This window comes from Mesorhizobium sp. M0659 (genome assembly GCF_040320605.1).
Taxonomy (GTDB): domain Bacteria; phylum Pseudomonadota; class Alphaproteobacteria; order Rhizobiales; family Rhizobiaceae; genus Mesorhizobium.
In genome coordinates, this window is record NZ_JAMYPY010000013.1 from 54,714 (window position 1) to 73,418 (window position 18,705).

General features: G+C 63.3%; 14 protein-coding genes. 9 read left to right on the forward strand and 5 right to left on the reverse strand.

Going from position 1 to position 18,705, the window contains the following annotated elements:
- Positions 1 to 41 precede the first annotated feature (41 nt).
- From NKI31_RS20550 to NKI31_RS20580, 7 genes are all read left to right on the forward strand, one after another.
- Positions 42 to 2,357, forward strand: a complete 2,316-nt coding sequence (locus tag NKI31_RS20550; protein WP_023739659.1) for a putative bifunctional diguanylate cyclase/phosphodiesterase — start codon at positions 42 to 44, stop codon at positions 2,355 to 2,357.
- 168 nt (positions 2,358 to 2,525) lie between these two features.
- Positions 2,526 to 3,296: an N-acyl amino acid synthase FeeM domain-containing protein gene (locus tag NKI31_RS20555; protein ID WP_023683521.1), complete on the forward strand. Its 771-nt coding sequence runs from the start codon at positions 2,526 to 2,528 to the stop codon at positions 3,294 to 3,296.
- Between the two features lie 99 nt (positions 3,297 to 3,395).
- Entirely contained in the window at positions 3,396 to 3,545 is a 150-nt protein-coding gene (locus tag NKI31_RS20560) for a DUF3096 domain-containing protein (RefSeq protein ID WP_023671341.1), read from the forward strand.
- Positions 3,546 to 3,709: 164 nt separating this feature from the next.
- Positions 3,710 to 3,934: an aa3-type cytochrome c oxidase subunit IV gene (locus tag NKI31_RS20565; RefSeq protein WP_023671340.1), complete on the forward strand. Its 225-nt coding sequence runs from the start codon at positions 3,710 to 3,712 to the stop codon at positions 3,932 to 3,934.
- Between the two features lie 101 nt (positions 3,935 to 4,035).
- A complete protein-coding gene (locus tag NKI31_RS20570; protein ID WP_352652437.1) occupies positions 4,036 to 5,313 on the forward strand; it encodes a Re/Si-specific NAD(P)(+) transhydrogenase subunit alpha in 1,278 nt (425 codons plus the stop codon).
- Positions 5,313 to 5,738, forward strand: coding sequence for a proton-translocating transhydrogenase family protein (locus NKI31_RS20575; protein ID WP_032885960.1), 426 nt, complete (start codon positions 5,313 to 5,315; stop codon positions 5,736 to 5,738). The genes NKI31_RS20570 and NKI31_RS20575 overlap by 1 nt, the downstream gene beginning before the upstream one ends.
- 6 nt (positions 5,739 to 5,744) lie before the next feature.
- On the forward strand, positions 5,745 to 7,142 hold the full coding sequence (locus tag NKI31_RS20580; RefSeq protein WP_352520584.1) for an NAD(P)(+) transhydrogenase (Re/Si-specific) subunit beta: 1,398 nt from the start codon (positions 5,745 to 5,747) through the stop codon (positions 7,140 to 7,142).
- Positions 7,143 to 7,234: 92 nt separating this feature from the next.
- Here the strand turns inward: NKI31_RS20580 and NKI31_RS20585 are convergent, their stop codons facing one another.
- Positions 7,235 to 8,152 (reverse strand): membrane protein, encoded by a 918-nt coding sequence (locus NKI31_RS20585; RefSeq protein ID WP_023729730.1) that lies wholly within the window; start codon positions 8,150 to 8,152, stop codon positions 7,235 to 7,237.
- A gap of 331 nt (positions 8,153 to 8,483) precedes the next feature.
- On the opposite strand from NKI31_RS20585, the gene NKI31_RS20590 reads away from it, so the two are divergent.
- A complete protein-coding gene (locus NKI31_RS20590) occupies positions 8,484 to 9,926 on the forward strand; it encodes a hypothetical protein (RefSeq protein WP_031193857.1) in 1,443 nt (480 codons plus the stop codon).
- Between the two features lie 231 nt (positions 9,927 to 10,157).
- On the opposite strand, the gene gyrB is transcribed toward NKI31_RS20590, so the two are convergent.
- The 3 genes from gyrB to NKI31_RS20605 all read right to left on the reverse strand — a co-directional run bounded on the left by gyrB (position 10,158) and on the right by NKI31_RS20605 (position 16,064).
- Positions 10,158 to 12,629, reverse strand: a complete 2,472-nt coding sequence (gene gyrB / locus NKI31_RS20595; RefSeq protein ID WP_023671333.1) for a DNA topoisomerase (ATP-hydrolyzing) subunit B — start codon at positions 12,627 to 12,629, stop codon at positions 10,158 to 10,160.
- Positions 12,630 to 12,774: 145 nt separating this feature from the next.
- Positions 12,775 to 15,405, reverse strand: a complete 2,631-nt coding sequence (locus NKI31_RS20600) for a caspase family protein (protein ID WP_352652438.1) — start codon at positions 15,403 to 15,405, stop codon at positions 12,775 to 12,777.
- A gap of 89 nt (positions 15,406 to 15,494) precedes the next feature.
- Entirely contained in the window at positions 15,495 to 16,064 is a 570-nt protein-coding gene (locus NKI31_RS20605) for an NADPH-dependent FMN reductase (protein WP_352652439.1), read from the reverse strand.
- A 217-nt stretch (positions 16,065 to 16,281) separates the two neighbouring features.
- Between NKI31_RS20605 and NKI31_RS20610 the strand changes: the two genes are divergently transcribed.
- The gene (locus NKI31_RS20610; protein WP_352652440.1) at positions 16,282 to 17,652 is read left to right on the forward strand and encodes a cytochrome P450; all 1,371 of its coding nucleotides are present in this window, start codon (positions 16,282 to 16,284) and stop codon (positions 17,650 to 17,652) included.
- 15 nt (positions 17,653 to 17,667) lie between these two features.
- Here the strand turns inward: NKI31_RS20610 and NKI31_RS20615 are convergent, their stop codons facing one another.
- Positions 17,668 to 18,648 carry a complex I NDUFA9 subunit family protein gene (locus NKI31_RS20615; RefSeq protein ID WP_023693143.1) on the reverse strand — a complete coding sequence of 327 codons (981 nt, stop codon included), beginning with the start codon at positions 18,646 to 18,648 and terminating at the stop codon, positions 17,668 to 17,670.
- Positions 18,649 to 18,705: the final 57 nt, after the last annotated feature.

Consider the following 18,705-nt stretch of genomic DNA (forward strand, 5'->3'; position numbering starts at 1 on the left):
ATGGGACTATGCCAAGGCTGTGGTTCAGTTGGGCGCCAGTAATGGGCAGAACAAAGACCGATAACATCCCTGTGGATGTTTATATCCAGTTTGTGCGCTCGTTGTTCGACAACGCGCATATGCTGGTCATTGGCGCGCTTTGCCACGCAACCGCCAGCCTTATGGTCTATTGGCGCAACGGCCAGCCTGTCTTCCTGGTTCTTGCCGGAGCACTGCTTGGCATCGGCGTTTGGCGGTATTTCAGCTTGCGGCGGTTCCATCGCCTAGGTGGTTCCATCCACGATGCCTTGGATGCGACACGATGGGAGCGCGAATATATCCTGAACGGCAGCATCCAGGGGCTGATGCTGGGCCTGTTCTGCTTCATTTCGATCTATGTCTACTCGGATGCGTATGCCGAGATCGCAGCGCTCGCCATAACGCTTGGCTCTCTGGTCACGGTCGTAGGCCGAAACTACGGCTCGCCCCGCATGGTCACGATCTTCGCGGTAACCTTCGTCGGGCCGATCGCAGCAGCCCTTATCCTCAGGTTTGACATCCCCAGTGTCGTGCTTGGGCTGCTCATCATCCCGTTCATGTTCATCATCAAGGGCAGTGCCGACCATGTGCGCAACGTGCTGTTCTCGGCCGTGGTCGGGCATAAGCAGGCGAGGCAAATCGCGCAGCGCTTCAACCGCGCACTCAACACCATGTCGCATGGCCTGGTCATGCTCGGACCCGACGGCAAGGTCGTGGTCGGCAATGCCGAAGCAGCGCATCTGATGTCGCTGCGCTCGCCCGACCAGCTGCTCGGGCGGTCGATCCATTCGCTGCTCCTGCGCGGCGTTGCGGGCGGCATGCTGGCGCCGAAAGACTGCCGCTATGTCGAAGCGCAGCTGACGCGCGCGTTGCGCGAAGGCCGTGACCGCAAGGTGCTGGTCTCCTTCTCCAATGGCCAGCACTACGAGTTCTCGGCCCGCGAGGGCAATCAGGACCTCGGCGTCATCACCTTCGAGGACGTCACCGCCCGCGTCGAGTCCGAAGAAAAGATCCGCTTCATGGCGCGCTATGACAGCCTCACAGGCCTGCCGAACCGCGCCTATTTCCATGAGCTCGTCGGCGAGGCCATGGCGTCGGGCAGCCGCGACCGGCTGTGCGCGCTGGCGGTGCTCGATCTAGACGATTTCAAGAGCGTCAACGACACACTTGGCCATCCGGTCGGCGATGGGCTGATCTATGCCGTTGCCGAGCGACTGGCGGCCGTCGCCGGGCAAGGCGTCAATGTCAGCCGTTTCGGCGGCGACGAGTTCATGATCTTCTTCGACCGCGTCGAGGATGAAAGCCATCTGACCGGCCTGCTCGACCAGATCTTTGCCGATCTGCAGGGCGAAGTCGATGTCGCTGGTCACAGCCTGCGCATCCAGGCAAGCGCGGGCACCGTGCTGTCCAGGGTCGAGGACACCGATGTCGACGCCATGATCGTCAAGGCGGATCTGGCGCTCTACAAGGCCAAGGAACTCGGCAAGAACAACTGGCGACTGTTCGAGGCGGCGATGGATGCGGCGTTCCGCAACCGCCAGATGATGAAGGCCGACCTGCGCACGGCGGTCGAAGGCAAGGCGCTGCGGGTGGTCTATCAGCCCATCGTGGCGATGAACACCATGCGCATCGCCAGCTGCGAGGCGCTGTGCCGCTGGGATCATCCCGACCTCGGGCCGGTTTCGCCCAGCGTCTTCATTCCGCTGGCCGAAGAAATGGGCATCATTTCCGAGATCAGCACCTTCGTGCTCGCGGCTGCCTGCGCCGAATGCGCCAAATGGCCCGCACAGACCAGCGTCTCGGTCAACCTTTCGGCCAAGGATTTCCGCAGCCGCGACGTCGTCCAGAAGGTTCGCGACGCGCTTGCCACTTCGGGGCTCGCCGCCGGCCGCCTCGAGATCGAAGTCACCGAAACCGCGCTGCTCGACGACAAATCGCTGACGCGCCAGTATATCGAGGAACTGAAGCAGCTTGGCGTGCGCATCGCGCTCGACGATTTCGGCACCGGCTATTCAAGCCTGAGCTACCTCCACAAGCTGCCGCTCGACAAGATCAAGATCGACCGTTCGTTCCTGATGGACGTGACCCAGAACAAGCGTTCGCTCGACTTGTTGAAGGGCATCGTGGACCTGACCCGCGTGCTCGGGCTGACCGTCACCATCGAAGGTGTGGAAACGTTCGAACAGCTGAAGATCCTGGTGCATTCGGTGAAACCCGACCTCGTCCAGGGCTTCCTCTTCGGCGCAGCTCTCAGCGCGTCCGGCATCGAAACGATGTCCAGTGTGACCTGGCCCTTCGCCGCGGAATTGCGGCCCGTCGCCAAACTCGCGACCACATGAAGCCCAACCTTTAAATCGCGCTTGGAAGCCGTCAAAAAAGCTGTGAATTGCCAAAACGTTAACCTATTGTTAACGTTAATATTCGGTAAACACAGACGATTAGAGTTTCATCTTCTTGTTCATTCGGTCGTCCGGTATGGTTTTAGTTGCGACGGCACGAGGGTAACAATGGAAACTCAGCTAGCAGGTATGCCTCTGGTGGCTTCTAGGGCCACCGCTCAGTCTCCTTCGGTGTTTTCTCGTCATATCATGGACGTCCTGGAGCACGTCGAGTATCGCCTTTGCGACGGTGCCGAGGATTTGGAAGCCATCTATCGACTTCGCTACAAATCCTACCTTCATGCTGGCATGGTGAAGCCCGATGCCTCGCGTATGGTAAAGGACGACTTCGACGATCTGCGCAATTCCTACCGATTTGGCGTGTTCTTCGATGGTGTTCTGGTCAGCACCATCAGAATCCACTACGCCTGCGCGAAATACCCTGTTTCCCCCAGCACGGCCGTGTTCGGCGACACGCTGGCGCGGCGGCTGGCAGTTGGCGAGACGTTCGTCGATCCAAGCCGTTTCGCTGCCGATATCGAGTGGTCGACCAGCCTGCGCGTGCTGCCCTACGTGACGCTCAGGCTTGCGGTCGTAGCTTGCAGCCACTTTAAACCGACATATTGCCTGACGGCGGTCAAGGAAGAGCATGCCGGCTTCTATCATCGCATCTTCCGTTCCGAGCAGGCGGTGCCCCCGCGCATCTATCCCGGTCTCACCGTTCCCGTGCATCTGTTCCAGTCGAAGTGCTCCGAAAACATGCAGGCGACGCTGGATCGCTTCCCGTTCTTCAACTCCACGGCGTTCGAGCAGCGCATGCTCTTCCAACGCCCCAAGAGCGGCGAACTCGCACCGCTAACCATCCTGCCCACCGCCAAGTTTTTCCGCGAAGCCGCCTGACACCACTGAAGCCTGCGTAATTCGGCACGCGAACTCTGGAGCTTTCCCGCCGCTTCCGCGTTCTGGATGACGCCGACGCGGCCATAGAAAGGAACCGACATGCATATTCCCGAGCTAGCACTGACCCCGCTGATCTCGCTGATTGCCGGCGTGCTGATCCTGGTGATGCCGCGGCTGCTCAACTACATCGTCGCGCTCTATCTGATCGTCATTGGGCTGCTCGGGCTGTTTCCGCATCTGGCCGGTTGAAACGCAAAACCCTCAACGTTCGACGTTAGGCCGGCGACAAGCCCTATCGCCGGCTTTCAACATTCCTTTGAGGCTGTTGTCACTGGTCGTGCGGCAATAGCGCCATTGCTCTTGGCCCGGCTTTTCGCTATGTGCCTCAAAGATGTCTTCGAAGGGGTATTCCTATGGCTGATCACACGCCGACCGGTCCTGTCGAACTGGGCGCGAAGATGGACTATGCCGAACATGACCGCACCTATCATGGCTTTCTGGCGCTGGCCAAATACGGCTCGCTGTTCTGCGGCGCCCTGCTCCTGGCCATGGCTTTCGGCTTCTTCGCAGGCGGCTTCTTCTCCGCGACCATCCTGTTCGTGCTGATCCTCGCCCTCGGCGCCTTCATTCTCCGATAGTCTCTTCAGACCCTTGCCAAGGGCGTAGCCGGACATCCGGCCGCACTCTTTCGCAAGGCCGCACTCTTGCGCAAACAGGTTCCAGCCGAAAGGATCATGCGGTGGGACAGACGGTTTTCATCCCTCGCGAGCTCGATGCCAGCGAGCCTCGTGTCGCGGCCTCGCCCGATACCGTGAAGCGGCTGGCGGCGCTGGGCTTCGACGTCACCGTCGAGACGGGCGCCGGCACCAGGTCGCGCATCCCCGATGAGGAGTTCGCCAAGGCGGGCGCCGCGATCGGCAAGGCTTCGGATGCGAGCCGGGCGAATGTAGTGCTGAAGGTGCGCCGGCCGACCGATGCCGAGTTGAAGGGCTACAAATCGGGTGCGGCGGTCATTGCCATCATGGATCCCTACGGCAATGACGCCGCGGTCGCGGCGCTTGCCGAGGCTGGGATCACCGCCTTCTCGATGGAATTCATGCCGCGCATCACCCGCGCCCAGTCGATGGACGTGCTGTCGTCGCAGGCCAATCTCGCCGGCTACCAGGCCGTGATCGACGGCGCATCGGAGTATGACCGCGCGCTGCCGATGATGATGACGGCGGCCGGCACCGTGCCGGCGGCGAAGATCTTCATCATGGGCGTCGGCGTTGCCGGCCTGCAGGCGATCGCCACGGCGCGCCGTCTCGGCGCCGTCGTCACCGCCACCGACGTTCGTCCCGCCGCCAAGGAACAGGTGGCGTCGCTCGGCGCAAAGTTCCTCGCCGTCGAGGACGAGGAGTTCAAGGCGGCCGAGACCGCCGGCGGCTACGCCAAGGAAATGTCGAAGGAGTACCAGGCCAAGCAGGCAGCGCTCACCGCTGAGCACATCGCCAAGCAGGACATCGTCATCACCACGGCGCTGATCCCCGGCCGTCCGGCGCCGAAGCTGGTGTCGGCGGCGATGGTCGCCTCGATGAAGCCGGGCTCGGTGATCGTCGACCTCGCCGTCGAGCGCGGCGGCAATGTCGAAGGCGCAGTTGCAGGCCAGGTGGTGACCACGGCCAATGGCGTGAAAATCGTCGGCCACCTCAACGTGCCCGGCCGCGTCGCCGCATCGGCCTCGCTGCTCTACGCCAGGAACCTGTTCGCCTTCCTCGAGACGCTGGTCGACAAGACCAGCAAGACGCTCGCCATCAACCGCGAAGACGATCTGGTCAAGGCGACGATGCTGACCGACGCTGGCCGCGTGGTGCATCCGGCCTTCGCCAAGGCGGCGGAACAGCCCCATTTCGAACCGGCGGCCATTCCGGCCAAGACCATTGTGGCTGATGCCACGCCGAAGAAGGCTGCACAGAAAAAGGCGTCCGACAAAGCCACTGCCGGCAAGTCCGCCGCCAAGCCGAAGGGGATCGCGTGATGGATCAGACCTTGCAGAAAGCCCTCGATCAACTCGACCAGGCAAGTGCCGCCGTCCGGCTGGCTGTGCAGAACCTGGCCAACGCGCCCGGTGGCGCCGATGCGGCGGGCGATGCCGCGCACGCACTGTCCGGCGGCGCCATCGATCCCTTCGTCTTCCGCTTCGCCATCTTCGTACTTGCGATATTCGTCGGATACTACGTCGTCTGGTCGGTGACGCCGGCGCTGCACACGCCGCTGATGGCGGTCACCAACGCCATCTCCTCGGTCATCGTCGTCGGCGCGCTGCTGGCCGTCGGCATCTCGGCCTCCGGCATTGCCACCGGCTTCGGCTTCGTCGCGCTGATGCTGGTCTCGGTCAACATCTTTGGCGGCTTCCTGGTCACCCAGCGCATGCTGGCCATGTACAAGAAGAAGGACCGGTAGAGAGCCATGAACGCCAACTTCGCGTCCTTCCTCTACCTGGTCTCCGGCGTCCTGTTCATCATGGCGCTGCGCGGCCTGTCGCATCCGACCACCAGCCGCCAAGGCAATCTCTACGGCATGATCGGCATGGGCATTGCCATTGCCACCACGCTGGCGCTGGCGACTCCGTCCGCCGGGCGCTTCGGCCTGATCGTGCTTGGTCTGGCCATCGGCGGCGGCGTCGGCGCCGTTACAGCGCGCCGCATCGCCATGACTTCGATGCCGCAGCTGGTCGCCGCCTTCCACTCGCTGGTCGGCCTTGCCGCCGTCATGGTGGCGGCAGCCGCCATCTACGCGCCGGAAAGTTTCGGCATCGGCACGAATGGCGACATCCACGCCCAGGCGCTGATCGAGATGAGCCTTGGCGTTGCCATCGGCGCCATCACTTTCACCGGCTCCGTCATCGCCTTCCTCAAGCTCGATGGCCGCATGTCGGGCAAGCCGATCATGATCGGCGGCCGTCACATCATCAACGCGGTCCTCGGCATCGCGCTGATCGTGCTGATCGTGCTTCTGGTCACCACCGAGGCCAAGCTGGTGTTCTGGCTGATCGTCGCGGCGTCGCTGGCGCTCGGCGTCCTCTTGATCATCCCGATCGGCGGCGCCGACATGCCGGTCGTCGTCTCGATGCTGAATTCTTATTCCGGCTGGGCCGCCGCGGCACTCGGCTTCACGCTTGGCAATCTGGCGTTGATCATCACCGGCGCGCTGGTCGGCTCGTCCGGCGCCATCCTGTCCTACATCATGTGCAAGGGCATGAACCGGTCGTTCATCTCGGTCATCCTCGGCGGCTTCGGCGGCGAGACCGTGGCGGTTGCCGATGACGGCATCGAACGCACGGTCAAGCAGGGCTCGGCCGACGACGCTGCCTATCTGATGATGAACGCACAGAAGGTCATCATCGTGCCGGGCTACGGCATGGCGGTCGCCCAGGCCCAGCACGCGCTGCGCGAAATGGCCGACAAGCTCAAGGCCAATGGCGTGGATGTCAAATACGCCATCCACCCCGTGGCCGGCCGCATGCCCGGCCACATGAACGTGCTGCTCGCCGAAGCCAATGTTCCCTATGACGAAGTGTTCGAACTGGAAGACATCAACTCCGAGTTCGCGCAGGCCGATGTCGCCTATGTCATCGGCGCCAATGACGTCACCAATCCGTCCGCCCGCGACGACAAGTCGTCGCCGATCTACGGTATGCCGATCCTCGACGTCGACAAGGCCCGCACCTGCCTGTTTGTCAAGCGCTCGCTCGGCTCGGGCTACGCCGGCATCGACAACACGCTGTTCTACAAGGACGGCACCATGATGCTGCTCGGCGACGCCAAGAAGATGACCGAGGAAATCGTCAAGGCCATGGATCACTGATCCCGCCGCAACCTTCCACTGGAAGGTTGTCGGTCCATCATCGGAAACAAAAAAGCCCGGTTCGACCGGGCTTTTCTATGTTGAAGACCGGTTCAGCGGCTGGTCAGGAAAACCGCTTCCTCGTCGTCGCGCTGCCTGCCGCCCAGTGCTGCCGCAGCGCTGGCGATGAAGGCGCCGATAACCAGCGACAGGGCGCCAAGCAGTGCGAAGGTGGCGCTGCCTTTCCGGGCGGCGTCGGCGGCCTGCTTGGCCTTGACCTTGGCGTCCTCGACCCTGGCCACCAGGGCGTCGACACGCGCCTTGGCGTCAGCCTCGGAAAGCCCGGTGCGGGCGGCGACCAGCTGCGACAGATAGGTCTTGTCGTCAGCCGAAATTTCGCCTGCCGCCGCACTGGCAACGAGGATGCGCGAAGCCTGCCCGGCCGCAGCCGCATCGCTGTCCGGATTGGCCGCCGCGAGCCTGGCGGCATCAGCCGGACGGAACAGCGTATCCACAAGATAGGACGTTGCATTGTCGGCCGGTGCGCTGCCGGCATTGGCGGACGCGCCGGCCGAAGCACCCATGGCGGCGCCTGAGGCAACGGTAGAAGCCGCCTGCACGCCTGAACCAAGCACTGCCGACAGCGCCGACCCGAGAATGCCGACGACCAGCAATGTCGCCAGCGCCCAGGCGAGGAGGCCGTGCGCGGTGTCACGGAAATAGACCTCGTCGGTGTGGATGCCGACCCATTTGGTGCGCAGGCGTCCGGCAAGATAGCCACCGACCCCGGAGGACAGCCATTGCACGATGATGAGCCAGATCGCGCCGGACACCGCGAAGGTGGTCAGCGAGGCACTGGCGCCGGACCATGGCGAGACCATGGTCAGCCCCAGTCCTGAGCCGAGCAGCATGAGGATGAAGGTCAGCGTCGAGGCCGCGAAGGCGCCGGCGATGATCGGCCCCCAGCTGACGGCCGTGGCGGAGGATTCTGTGGAAGCAGATACGTCGACAGCCGATACGGTGGACTGCATCGACGCCTCCTACCGTACGAACAGCATGATGAGAATGATGATCGGGATCGGAATACCGAGCAACCAGAGCAAAATACCGCGTCCCATAAAGAGCCTCCCTGCGAGAAATTGATCGATGTCGTCACAATGTTCCTGAGCGATTTCCGTTCCGAGGAGCAATGAAATGATTTGCTTACCGGGAACGGAACTATTTTCCGCGCGGCCCGAGGCACGACTGCGAAACTGTGGATTGGTTCACGGAGGTCCACATGGGCTGCCGTGTATTGTTGGCTCGGTGAGCCGGGGGTAGCATGAGCGATCCCGCCGTCGGATGTCGTCAACGGAGACGCTGATGCCCAAGACTGTCGCATCGCTGGCTTACAAAAAGGCGCAGCCCAGCCAGGCGGTGGTGATCGTGCATGGCATGGGCGAGCAGCGGCCGATGGGTACGCTGAGGGGATTCGTCCAGGCGGTCTGGAGCAGCGATCCCACCCGTGCTCCACCCTACGCCCAGATTCCCGATCCGGCCGTTTCCGGCGCCACGATCAACCAGAGCTGGATCACGCCCGACAGCCGGACCAAGTCACACGAGCTGCGCCGCATCACCACGCCCTACGACGTCGATGGCCGCCGTACCGATTTCTACGAGCTTTATTGGGCCGACATCACGCAAGGCACGACGCGCGGCCGGCTGGCCGCCTGGGTGACGAACCTGTTGTGGCGCAAGCCCGCCGACATTCCGCTCGACGCCCGCAAGCTTTACGTCGCCACACTTCTGATCGTTATCGTCATTCTGGGCGCAGCACTCGTGCTGGCAACATCGGTCTGGCAACAGGCCGTTACCTTGACGACCGGCCTGATGATCACCACCCTCGCTTCTTTTGTCATCTGGGCGGTGGATCAGTTCGCCCTGCCCTATTTCGGTGACGTCGCCGCTTATGTGCGCGCCGAGGCGGCGACGATCGAGAAGCGTGCGCTGATCCGCGACAGAGGCCTGACGTTGCTCAAGACGCTGATGAAGGACGATGCTTACGACCGCATCGTGCTAGTCTCGCACAGCCTTGGGTCGATCATCGCCTATGATTTGCTGCAGATCCTGTGGGCCGAGTTCCGGCCGCGAAGGCTGGAAGCGGTCCGCGACAAGGCCAAACTGGCGGCGGTCGAGGCCGTCGACAAGGCAACGCTCGGCTCTGATGGGTCAGCGTGGCCAAAGAACCTTGAAGACCTCGCCGGATTCCGGCGCGGTCAATGGGCGCTCTACCAGCAGCTTCGGACCAAGGACGCCGACCACCCGCTGCCCTGGAAGATCAGCGATTTCGTCACGCTTGGCAGTCCGCTCTCCCACAGCGAATTCCTGGTGACCTACAATCTCGCGGAATTCAGGCGTGGCCTTGCCGAGCGCCTGTTCTCGGCTTGCCCGCCGATTGCCGATGACGGGCGCCCCGGCGGCACCGTGCTTTACCGGGAAGGACACAGCCAAGGCAAGGCGCAGCGCGCGGTGCATCATGGCGCGGTGTTTGCGGCAACGCGCTGGACGAACGTCTACGACCGCGGCAATGGCTGGGCGACAGGCGATCCGATTTCCGGTCCGATGACGGAAAACTTCGGCCCCGGTGTGGAGAACATCCAGATCGAGCTTCGCAGCTCACTTGGCCGTATCTTCACCCACACGCTTTATTGGTCATCGACGGCAAACGGCGTCGAAATCGCCCTGCCGGCGGGCACCGCGCCGCGCTCGCATCTGCAAGTGCTGCGCGACGCGGTGGACCTTGGTCGGAAGCTGGAACCGAGTTGAGCGGAGATTGACTGAAGCCCCTCAACTTCGTCATCCTAGGGCGAAGCAGGAGCGAAGCTCCGTCGCGAAGACCCTGGGATCCATTCCGTGACCTCGGTCGAATGATGCAGCGGCGTAGAATTCTGCACCGTTTTCAAGGCCTTAACCACACGGCATGGATCCTAGGGTCTGCGCTGCGTCGCTGCGCTCCTTGCTCCGCCCTAGGATGACGAAGCGATGGGCCCCCAGCCCTCAAATGTCCAGATTGGCAACTGACAGCGCGTTGTCCTGGATGAATTCGCGCCGCGGTTCGACCTCGTCGCCCATCAGCCGCGAAAACAGCGAATCCGCATCGGTGGCGTCATTGACCTTGACCTGCAGCAGCGAACGCACATTCGGGTCGAGCGTGGTTTCCCAGAGCTGCTCGGCATTCATCTCGCCGAGGCCCTTGTAGCGCTGCATGGTCAGGCCCTTGCGGCCGGTCGCAAACACCGCGTTGAGCAGCGCCAGCGGCCCCGAAATGGTTTCGGAGACATCCTTGCGGCGCAGCACCGGCGGCTCGCCATAGACTTCCATGAGGCGCGGGGCATAGCGGTCGAGCTGGCGTGCGTCGGCCGAATTTATCAGCCCGGCATCGAGCTGCGCGAATTCCTTGACGCTGCGCACCGTGCGTTCGAACACATAGCCGCCGACGCCTTCATTGGAGGTCGACAGCCGGCCGGTCCAGCCGCGCTCGGTGTCCTCGGCAATGATGTCGAGGCGCTGGGCGACGCGTTCGGCCATGGCATTGGCGCGGCCGAGGTCGTTTAGCACATCGGCGTTGAGCGCGCCGGCGATCGCCGCCTGTTCGACCACGCCCCTGTTGTAGCGCGTGTGCAGCCCGTTGATGAGCTGGCGCACGGCCAGTGCATCATCGATCGAGCCGCGCAGATCCTGTCCGGCCCGCGCCTCGCCGGAGGCAAGCGTCAGCGACGCCTCCTCCAGCCCGGAGCCGATCAGGAACTCCTCGAAGGCGCTCTCGTCCTTGATGTATTGCGAGCTTTTTCCGCGCGTCACTTTGTAGAGCGGCGGCTGGGCGATGTAGAGATGGCCGCGCTCGATCAGCTCCGGCATCTGGCGGAAGAAGAAGGTGAGCAGCAAGGTCCTGATATGGGCGCCGTCGACGTCGGCGTCGGTCATCAGGATGATCTTGTGGTAGCGCAATTTGTCGGCGTTGAACTCGTCCTTGCCGATCGAGGTGCCGAGCGCGGTGATCAGCGTGCCGATCATCTCGGAGCCGAGCATGCGGTCGAAGCGGGCGCGCTCGACATTGAGGATCTTGCCGCGCAACGGCAGGATCGCCTGGTTCTGGCGCGAACGGCCGCCCTTGGCCGAGCCGCCGGCGGAATCACCCTCAACGATGAAGATTTCGGATTTCGCCGGGTCGCGCTCCTGGCAGTCGGCGAGCTTGCCAGGCAGCGAGGTGACGCCGAGCGAGCTTTTGCGGGTGATGTCGCGGGCCTTGCGCGCGGCTTCGCGCGCCGCAGCCGCCTGGATCACCTTGTCGATGACCACCTTGCCCTCGGTCGGGTGTTCTTCCAGCCAGGTGCCGAGCGCCTCGTTGACCAGGCCTTCGACCACCGGGCGGACTTCCGACGAGACCAGCTTGTCCTTGGTCTGCGAGGAGAATTTCGGGTCGGGAACCTTGACCGACAGCACCGCCGTCAGGCCTTCGCGGCAGTCGTCGCCGATCAGCGCCACCTTTTCCTTCTTGGTCAGGCCCGACGATTCGCCATAGCCGGTGATCTGGCGCGTCAGCGCGCCACGGAAGCCGGCCAGATGGGTGCCGCCATCGCGCTGCGGGATGTTGTTGGTGAAGGCCAGCACGTTCTCGTGGTAGCTGTCGTTCCACCACATCGCCACTTCGACGGTGATGCCGTCGCGCTCGGCCTTGATGGCGATCGGCTTGTCGATCAGCGGTTTCTTGACCCGGTCGAGATATTTGACGAACTCTTCCAGGCCGCCATCATAGTGCAGCTCGTGGCGCACGAGATCGGCATGGCGGGCATCGGTCAAAATGATGCGTACGCCGGAATTCAGGAAGGCGAGCTCGCGCAGCCGATGCTCCAGCGTGCCGAAGTCGAATTCGACCATGGTGAAGGTTTCGGACGACGGAAAGAAGGTGATCTCGGAACCGCTGCGGCCCTCATAGGTGCCGGGCTGCTTGTTCTGCTCATAGCTGCCGGTGGCCTTGAGCGGCGCATCGGCATTGCCATGCGTGAAGCTCATCTCGAAAATCTGGCCGTTGCGGCGGATTTTCAGCTTCAGCCAGGCCGACAACGCGTTGACCACCGAGACGCCGACGCCGTGCAGGCCGCCAGACACCTTGTAGGAATTCTGGTCGAATTTGCCGCCGGCATGCAGCTGCGTCATGATCACTTCGGCCGCCGAAATGCCTTCGCCAGTGTGAATATCGGTCGGAATCCCGCGGCCATTGTCGATAACGGTGACCGAACCGTCGGGATTAAGCGTCACCGTGACGAGGTCGGCATGGCCGGCCAGCGCCTCGTCGATGGCGTTGTCGACCACCTCATAGACCATGTGATGCAGGCCCGAGCCGTCGTCGGTATCGCCGATATACATGCCCGGCCGCTTGCGGACAGCGTCCAACCCCTTCAAAACTTTGATGGAATCGGCGCCGTATTCGGCCTCAGCGCCGTTGGCGTTGTCGCTTTGATCGCTCATGAAAACCTGTCTGATTGATGCCGCATGCTCAGCGCGAAAAAATGGCTTCGAATCACGCCGCTTTGATGTCCTAGATATAGGCGCAAAAGGCGGTTTTTCCAAGGTTTGCGGGCATTTCAGGGCTGAATCCCGAGCTGGCAGCCGGCTATTTTTTCGCGGCTTTCAATTTGGCCAGAAGACCGCGCAGATATTTGATCGTGGGTTTGTCCCTCGGCGCCAGTTTGCCTGTGCGGTCAAGCTCCAGCGTCAGGTCTAGCGCCTGGGACAACACAGCCTTCGGATTCTTCGCCACATAGGCATAGTTGATGTAGGCCTGTACCAGATCGAATTGCCAGATCGCATTGTCTGGATCGGACAGGGCCAACCGCTGGCGGATGGCCAGGCTGGCTTCGAAGGCCTTCTTCGAGCCCTCATAGTGGCGCTGCTTGGTCTCCAGCAGGCCTATTTCCTCGAACGTGATCGACAGGTCGCGCTGCCAGTCGGAATTGCCCGGGTCGAGATTTGCCAATCGGTTGGCAATGACGAGACTGTCCTGATAGTTCTGCAAAGCACCGGCGATATTGCCCTGGGCATCAAACACGCCGGCAATTTTTTCCAAACAGACCGATAGGTCGCGCTGCCAGTCGGTGTTGCCTGGGTCCCTGGCGGCAAGGTCTCGCGCCGTGGCCAGCGCTTGCTGGTAGGCCTCCAACGCGAGTGGCCAGTCCTTCTGGTCGCCGTAAGCATTGCCGATCTTGGCGTAACCGACCGACAGGTCGCGCTTCAAATCGGTGTCGTTTGAGTCGCGGCGCACCAGCGCTTCGGCGATTATTTGGCTCTTGTTGTAGGCGTCGAGCGCGCCCGCAGCGTCGCCACGCTCGCGCAGGACGTCGCCGATCCTGGTGTAGCTGACGGAGACGGCGCGCTGATGCCTGGGGTCGTCGGGGTTGTTCTGCGCCAGCGCCAGCCGAATTCTCAGGCTCTCTTCGAATGCAGTCTGGGCGCCATCCAGCTGGCCGGCGGTGCGGGCAAGACCGCCGATTTCGTCGTAGGTAATGGTCAGGTCGCGCAGCAGATAGACGCTGTTCGGCTCGGCATCGGCCAATTGCTGCTTGATGGACAGGCTTTGCTGGTAGGCCTGGGCTGCCGCACCCACGTCGCCGTGCGTGGCCAGCACATTGCCGATCTTATCATGGGCCATGGCGAGATCGCCGAGCCAGTCCTTCTTGTCCGGCACGTCTGTGGTCAGGCCCTGCAACATGTCCCTGGCCGCCTCATAGTTTTGCAGGGAGGCCGGCAGATCGCCTTGCGCCATCTTGATGTTGGCGAACTTGATATGGCCGATGGCGAGGTCGCGCTTGACGCTCGGATCGGTTTCCTGGCGCGCTCGCTGCTCGAGGTTGGCGACCAGCGCCGCAAAGGCTCGGCCGGCGGCATCGGTGTTGCCGACCGTCGTGTAGAGGATGCCGAGCTCTTCCAGCGTGCGGCTTTGGCGGTCGGCCTGTTCCAGGCTGAGAGAGGTCTGCCCGGCCTCGCCGTAGAGCGACAGCACCGTTTCATAGTCCTTGATGGCGGTTGCATAGTCCAGGGTGGCACGCGCCGCGCCGCCCGAGAGAAATAGCGTCGCGGCTTCGGACAGGGTGCGGCTGACGAAATTGGCCTTCAACGCCTGGCGCGAGACATTGTCGACGTCGGCGGCCTTGGCGAGGATCACGCGTGCACCATCGAAAGCGCCGAGCGCCAACTGTTCCTCGGCCTGGCGGCGCAGTTCGGCCACCTGCGGGTCGTCGGCGGCCAGCGTCTTCATCTCGCCGCGCACCTTGACGAAGGCGTCGGCGGCCTCGCGCAGCTTGGCGTCCAGGCTTTCGCCGGAGAGATGGCTGGTGTCGGAACTGATCAGCGCGCCATAGAGCGGCGCCAGCGGCATGTCGGCATTGCTGGCGACACGCTCGACCGCGCCGCGCATTTCCGGCGTCACATCGGCCATGGCAAGCAGCAGCCGCTCGCGCTCCGGCAATTGTTCCTTGGCCGCCGAGGCGAAGAACAGCTTCGGCAGCCCGCTCTCGACGTAGGGCAGCTGTTTCCCGCGCGAAAGGTCGTAGACCTCCTGCTGCACCAGCGTCAGCACCGAGCGGATTTCGAGCCCGTCGGTGCCGAGGTATTTGGTCAGCGCCGCTGTAAAGGGCGAATTCGCACCGGTACCGTCGGCAGCCGTCTCGCCGGGCGCCGCCGAAAAGGCGAACAGGATGTTTTCCGCCTTGCCGACGCGTCCGAGGCCCGGCTTGATCTTGTCCACAAGGCCCTTGATCAGCGATGTCGCGCCGCGTCCGTCGCCGCTAGTCCCAGAGAACGGATCGCTGCGGCAGGCGTCGAGCACGATCAGCCCGACCTTTGCCGTGGCGGAAACGGCAGCGCGCACCTCCTCCAGCGGCAGGCTGGTCTTCTCCAGCTTGTCGAGCGAGGAGGCGTCGGCGTCGACCGGCAACAGCCGGTTGTCGCCGGAGATCTCGACGCCGTGGCCGGAAAAATACACCAGCGCTACGTCGGCGCCCTTGGCGTCCTCGCGAAAATCGTCGAGCGCCCGGCGCATGCGCCGCAGGTCGCGATTGGTTTCGAGAACGACCTCGAAGCCAAGCTTCTTCAGCGCCGCTTCCATTGCCTCGCCGTCATTGACCGGATTGGCAAGCGGCCGCACCAGCCGGTAGTCGTTATCGGCAATGACCAACGCCACGCGCCGCTCCGCCACCGCGGTGACGGTGGTCGCAAGCATCAGCAGCAAGGCAAACAGCAGGCGCAAGTCGAACCGCCCCCGGCTCGTTCATTTGCGCGAACATTCCACCTCTTTATGGCATGAGCAAGCCGGGTTTTTAGCTGAAAACAGCTCTTTCAGGCCGCCCGCATCGGCTTCAGCGCCCCGCTCCAGCGCGAGAGCTCGTCCAGCATGGTCTTGGTCCCACCCTCTACCTGCTCACTAGCCTGGAAGGAGCCGTCGCTCTCCAGCAGTTTCTGATACATCGGCAGCGCGACGCCTTCCGAGATGGGCATGACGCCCACCGCGGTCAGCAGCGGCTTCAGCGCCTGCGCGGCGCGCAGGCCTCCGGAAACGCCGCCATAGCTGAAGATGGCGGCTGGCTTGTATTTCCATTCGCGCGCAAGGTAGTCGATGGCGTTGACGATCGCAGGCGCCACGAAATAATTGTACTCCGGCGCAACGAACACGAAGGCGTCGGCGGCATCAATGACCTTCGACCAGGCTTTGGTGTGGTCGTTCTGGTAATTGCCGAGCCTGGGGTGATGCGGCTCGTCCAGAACCGGCAGATGGAACGTGGCAATGTCGGTCAGCACCGGTTCGAATTTGCCGTGCTCGCGGGCAAAATCCTCCAGCCAGTGGGCGAAGACCGGCCCGGCGCGGCCCGGCCGCGTGCTGCCGATTATGATGTTCAGCTTGTGCTTCAAGCGGACTCTCCTGGGCGATTGGCAGTAGCTGTTGGTAACTGTCACCTATGGCAGAGTGTCCAACCGGACAAGCCGCAACCGTTTCACCGGCGGTCACGATCCGATGAACACACCGTCTGTCGGGCACACCGGGCGCTGCAGCGTTTCAGTTTGCCGTTCGGTCACATGGACGCCCGGATTGCCAGCCACTACATCTGAGCTATCAGCGGAGCACCTCATGGACACGCAGCCCGTCCCCTTCGTGCCGCCGGCGCCCAGGCCGCGCACGACGCCGCCTTCGACGCTGGAGATGATGCGGATCGTCTACCGCAATCCGCTCGAACTGTGGGGCGAGCACACCTACAACGAGCCCTGGATTTCGGCGAATGGCGTCGGCGGGCATCTGATCGTCGCCAACGATCCCGGCCTTATCCGCCACGTGCTGATCGACAACGCCAAGAACTACAAGATGGCGACGGTGCGCCAGATGATCCTGCGACCGATCTTGCGCGACGGGCTGTTGACCGCCGAAGGCGAGGTGTGGAAGCGCTCGCGCAAGGCGATGGCGCCGGTGTTCACGCCGCGGCATATCTTCGGCTTCGCCGAGCCGATGCTGCGCCGCACGATGCAGTTCGTCGCCCGCTATGACGAAGGCGGCATGACCGATGTCGCCCACGACATGACGCTGCTCACCTACGATATCCTGGCCGAGACGCTGTTTTCGGGCGAGATTGCGGGCGAGCCCGGCAGTTTCGCGCAGGAGATCGACCGCCTGTTCGAAACGATGGGCCGTGTCGATCCGCTCGACCTGTTGCGCGCGCCCGAATGGCTGCCGCGGCTGACCCGCATCCGCGGCCGCAAGACCATGGCCTATTTCCGCAAGATCGTCACCGATACGGTCAAGATGCGCGAGGAGCGGCTGAAGCGCGACCCCGACACCGCGCCGCAGGATTTCCTGACGCTTCTGCTGCGCGCCGAAGGCCCCGACGGGCTGACGCGGGCGGAAGTCGAGGACAACATCATCACCTTCATCGGCGCCGGCCACGAGACCACCGCGCGGGCACTGGGCTGGACGATCTACTGCCTCGCCGAAGCGCCGTGGGAGCGCGAAAAGGTCGAGCGCGAGATCAATGCCGTGCTGGCGCGCGAACCCGACCCAACGAAATGGCTCGACGCAATGCCGTTCACCCGCGCCGCCTTCGAGGAGGCGCTGCGGCTTTATCCGCCGGCGCCGTCGATTAACCGCGAGCCGATCGAGACGGAGACCTGGAACGATCTGGTGCTCCCCAAGCGCGCGGCCGTACTGGTGATGCCTTGGGTCGTCCACCGCCACAGAAAACTGTGGGACATGCCCGACGCCTTCATGCCCGAACGCTTCCATCCGGGAAACCGCGAGAAGATCGACCGCTTCCAGTATCTGCCGTTCGGCGCCGGTCCGCGCATCTGCATCGGCGCCAGCTTCGCCATGCAGGAGGCGATCATTGCGCTGGCCATCATGCTGTCGCGCTTCCGCTTCGACGTGACGGCCGAGACCAAGCCGTGGCCGGTGCAGAAACTGACGACACAGCCGCAAGGCGGCCTGCCGATGCAGGTGACGCGGCGCGTTTAACGGCGCAACGCCTTGTTACGCGATGCCGGCGGGCTTGCGCTGGAACTGGCCTGCGGCGCGGAAGCGCCAGAGATAGCTGGGCAGGATTGTGCCGATAGACTGCGGCTGGATGTCGAGGCCGGCAAGGTTCCGGTTGGCCTTGTTGGCCTCCTCCGACACGATGTTGGGCTGGCGCAGCAGCAGCACCTGGTCCTTGGTCAGCAACGGGTTGGGCAGCAGGCCGAGGATCGAGGCCTGCAGATTGGCCATCCACCACGGCACCGGCACCAGGAGCCGCTTGCGCTCGATGACAGTGAGCAGCTCTTCCATGCACTGCTTGAAGGTGAGCACTTGCGGCCCGCCGAGTTCATAGATCTGGCCGCCCTTGATCTTGCCCTCGACCGAACGCGCCACGGCTTCGGCGACATCGCCGACATAGACCGGCTGGAACTTGGTCTGGCCGCCGCCGATCAGCGGCAGCACCGGCGAATAGCGCGCCATGTCGGCGAAGCGGTTGAAAAAACTGTCCTCGGGTCCGAAATTGATCGACGGACGGAAGATGACGGCGTCCGGGATCGTCTCCAGGACGGCCTTTTCGCCGAGCGCCTTGGTGCGGGCATAGTCGGACTCGGCGTTGAGGTCGGCGCCCAGCGCCGAAATATGGGTGAGCCCTGCGCCGACCGAGCGTGCGGCTTCGGCGACGGCGCGGGCGCCGAATTCGTGCACGGTGTTGAATTTCTGCCGGCCGCTTTCATGCGGGATGGCGACCAGATTGATGACATGGTCGGCGCCCTGCACGGCGCGGTCGACGGACCAGCGCACGCGCACATTGGCCTGCACCGGCTGGATCTGGCCGACATTGCCGAGCGGCTGCAGATGTCCCGCCAGATCGGGCCGGCGCACCGCCACCCTGATGCGGTAGCCGCGCTTGGCCAGCGCCCGCACGATGTGGCGGCCGACGAAGCCGGAGCCGCCGAAGACGACCACGAGCTTGGGGATCTGCAGGATTTCGGTCATGGCTGGCTCCGGCGCTCGAAAGCTTGGCTGAAGCCGTTTCATAGTCCGTTTTGGGCC

Bases quoted from the DNA above. Each gene is read 5' to 3' on its own strand.
- NKI31_RS20550 (WP_023739659.1), top strand. From the start codon at position 42: ATGGGCAGAACAAAGACCGATAACATCCCTGTGGATGTTTATATCCAG.
- NKI31_RS20555 (WP_023683521.1), top strand. From the start codon at position 2,526: ATGGAAACTCAGCTAGCAGGTATGCCTCTGGTGGCTTCTAGGGCCACC.
- NKI31_RS20560 (WP_023671341.1), top strand. From the start codon at position 3,396: ATGCATATTCCCGAGCTAGCACTGACCCCGCTGATCTCGCTGATTGCC.
- NKI31_RS20565 (WP_023671340.1), top strand. From the start codon at position 3,710: ATGGCTGATCACACGCCGACCGGTCCTGTCGAACTGGGCGCGAAGATG.
- NKI31_RS20575 (WP_032885960.1), top strand. From the start codon at position 5,313: ATGGATCAGACCTTGCAGAAAGCCCTCGATCAACTCGACCAGGCAAGT.
- NKI31_RS20580 (WP_352520584.1), top strand. From the start codon at position 5,745: ATGAACGCCAACTTCGCGTCCTTCCTCTACCTGGTCTCCGGCGTCCTG.
- NKI31_RS20585 (WP_023729730.1), bottom strand. From the start codon at position 8,152: ATGCAGTCCACCGTATCGGCTGTCGACGTATCTGCTTCCACAGAATCC.
- NKI31_RS20590 (WP_031193857.1), top strand. From the start codon at position 8,484: ATGCCCAAGACTGTCGCATCGCTGGCTTACAAAAAGGCGCAGCCCAGC.
- gyrB (WP_023671333.1), bottom strand. From the start codon at position 12,629: ATGAGCGATCAAAGCGACAACGCCAACGGCGCTGAGGCCGAATACGGC.
- NKI31_RS20610 (WP_352652440.1), top strand. From the start codon at position 16,282: ATGGACACGCAGCCCGTCCCCTTCGTGCCGCCGGCGCCCAGGCCGCGC.
- NKI31_RS20615 (WP_023693143.1), bottom strand. From the start codon at position 18,648: ATGACCGAAATCCTGCAGATCCCCAAGCTCGTGGTCGTCTTCGGCGGC.